At 64.5% G+C, this 3,097-nt stretch carries 1 protein-coding gene; it reads left to right on the top strand.

The annotated features are described in order from the left end of the window. On the top strand, nucleotides 1-3,097 hold a 3,097-nt coding region (locus ACWDUN_RS29100; protein WP_449934262.1), incomplete at both ends, for a beta strand repeat-containing protein.

The following is a 3,097-nucleotide window of genomic DNA, read 5'->3' as shown; positions in this document are numbered from 1 at the left end:
GACGCCGGTGTCGCCGATCATCGCGATCGTCAACGATCCCGGTGAGAATCTGTCCGGCGCGACGGTGTCGATCACCCTCGGCCTGGACTCCAACGATGTTCTGTCGTACACCGCTTCCGGCGGGATCACCGGGTCCTACGAGGACGGTGTGCTGACGTTGAGCGGGAATGCGTCGGCGGCCGCGTACCAGGCAGTGTTGCAGTCGGTCACGTTCAGCACCACGAACGGTGCCCTGGTGGGCTTGCGGACCATCGAGTTCGACGTGACCGATGCGGCCGGTCAGACGTCGGCGCTGCCGGGTATCACCGCCTTGACGGTGCTGGCAATCGCGGTCAACGTTCCACCCACGATCGTCACGACTCCGATCGGTGCCGTGACTGCCGGCGGTTCGGCCACGGTGTCGCCGATCGTCGCGATCGTCAACGATCCGGGCGAGAACCTGTCGGGTGCGACGGTGTCGATCACCCTCGGCCTGGACTCCAACGATGTTCTGTCGTACACCGAGTCGGGTGGGATCACCGGTACGTATTCGGATGGTGTGTTGACGCTGAGTGGGAGTGCGTCGGCGGCGGCGTATCAGGCGGTGTTGCAGTCGGTGTCTTTCAGCACCACGAACGGCGCCCTGGTTGGCTTGCGGACGATCGAGTTCGAGGTGACCGATGCGTCCGGTCAAACCTCGGCGCTGCCGGGTGTGACTGCGTTGACTGTTGTCGGTGTGTTGAATGGTGCGCCGACGATCGTGGCTACGCCGGTGGGTGTGGTGACCGCCGGCGGATCGACCACAGTGTCGCCGATCATCGCGATCGTGAACGAGCCCGGGGAGAATCTGTCCGGCGCCACGGTGTCGATCACGCTGGGTGGAGATCCGTCAGACGTGCTGTCGTACACCGCTTCCGGTGGGATTACCGGGTCCTACGAGGACGGTGTGCTGACGCTGAGCGGTAATGCGTCTGCTGCGGCATATCAAGCGGTGTTGCAATCGGTGTCTTTCAGCACCACGAACGGCGCCCTGGTCGGCTTGCGGACCATCGAGTTCGAGGTGACCGATGCGTCCGGTCAAACCTCGGTGGTGCCGGGCGTGACCGCCTTGACGGTGCTGGCTGTGACGGCCAACGTTCCGCCCACGATCGTCGCCACTCCGATCGGCGCCGTGACCGCCGGCGGTTCGACCACAGTGTCGCCGATCATCGCGATCGTGAACGAGCCCGGTGAGAACTTGTCGGGTGCGACGGTGTCGATCACGTTGGGTGGGGATCCGTCGGATGTGTTGACGTTCACGCCCTCGGGCGGGATCACCGGCGCGTATGAGGATGGTGTGCTGACGCTGACCGGGAATGCGTCTGCGGCGGCGTATCAGGCTGTGTTGCAGTCGGTATCCTTCTCGACCGGTGCCTCGGGCTTGGTGGGCGTGCGGACCATCGAATTCGAGGTCACCGATGCGGCCGGCCAGACGTCGGCGTTGCCGGGCGTTACGGCTTTGACGGTCCTGGCTGTGACGGCCAACGTTCCACCCACGATCGTCGCCACGCCGATCGGCGCCGTGACCGCCGGCGGATCGACCACGGTGTCGCCGATCATCGCGATCGTCAACGAACCCGGAGAAAACTTGTCCGGGGCGACGGTTTCCATTGTGTTGGGCGGGGACCCGTCGGATGTGTTGTCGTACACCGAGTCGGGTGGGATCACCGGGTCGTATGCGAACGGTGTGTTGACGCTGAGTGGTAATGCGTCTGCTGAGGCGTATCAGGCGGTGTTGCAGTCGGTGTCGTTCAGCACCGGCAGCAACGCGCTAATCGGGATCCGCACCATCGAGTTCGACGTGACCGACGCTGCGGGTCAGCCCTCGGCGTTGCCGGGTGTGACGGCGTTGACCGTCGTCGGGGTCTTGAATGGTGCACCCACGATCGTGGCTACACCGGTGGGTGTGGTGACTGCCGGTCAGTCCACGACAGTGTCGCCGGTGATCGCGATCGTCAACGAACCAGGCGAGAGTCTGTCGGGGGCAACCGTGACGATCACTCTCGGCGATGATCCGTCCGACGTCTTGTCATTCACCCCAGCAGGCAATATCACCGGGTCGTTTGCCAACGGTGTGTTGACGCTGACCGGTGACGATTCTGCGGCGGCGTATCAGGCTGTGTTGCAATCGGTCTTATTCAGTACCTCCAGCAACGCGGTGGTCGGTCTGCGGACCATTGAGTTCGAGGTGACCGATGCGGCCGGTCAGACCTCGGCGCTGCCGGGTGTGACGGCGTTGACGGTTGTCGGGGTCTTGAATGGTGCACCCACGATCGTGGCGACGCCGGTCGGCGCGGTGACCGCCGGTAACACGACGACGGTGTCGCCGATCGTGGCGATCGTGAACGAGGCCGGAGAGAATCTGTCGGGCGCGACGGTGTCGATCACCCTGGGCGAGGATCCGTCGGATGTGTTGACGTTCACGCCGTCGGGCAATATCACCGGGTCGTATGCGAATGGTGTGTTGACGCTGAGTGGTAGTGCGTCGGCGGCGGCGTATCAAGCGGTGTTGCAGTCGGTCACGTTCTCGACCGGTGCTTCGGGTCTGGTGGGCGTGCGGACCATTGAGTTCGAGGTGACCGACGCCGCGGGCCAGACCACCGCGCTGCCGGGCATCACCGCGCTGACGGTGGTGGCAGCCCTGAATGGCGCACCCACCATCGTCGCGACTCCGGTGGGAGCGGTGACGGCAGGTCAGTCGACCACGGTGTCGCCGATTGTGGCGATCGTGAACGAGCTCGGGGAGAATCTGTCCGGGGCGACGGTTTCCATTGTGTCGGGCGAGGATCCGTCGGATGTGCTGTCGTTCACGCCGTCGGGCAATATCACCGGGTCGTATGCGAATGGTGTGTTGACGCTGACCGGAAACGATTCCGCGGCGGCGTATCAGGCGGTGTTGCAGTCGGTGTCGTTCAGCACCGGCAGCAATGCACTGGTGGGAATTAGGACCATCGAGTTCGAGGTGACCGACGCCGCGGGCCAGACCTCCGCGCTGCCGGGCATCACCGCGCTGACGGTGGTGGCAGCCCTGAATGGCGCACCCACCATCGTCGCGACTCCGGTGGGAGCGGTGACGGCA

This window comes from Mycobacterium sp. NPDC003323, assembly GCF_053589535.1.
The sequence above is the reverse complement of the archived record's forward strand: the minus strand, read 5'-3'. Positions and strand labels throughout refer to the sequence as shown.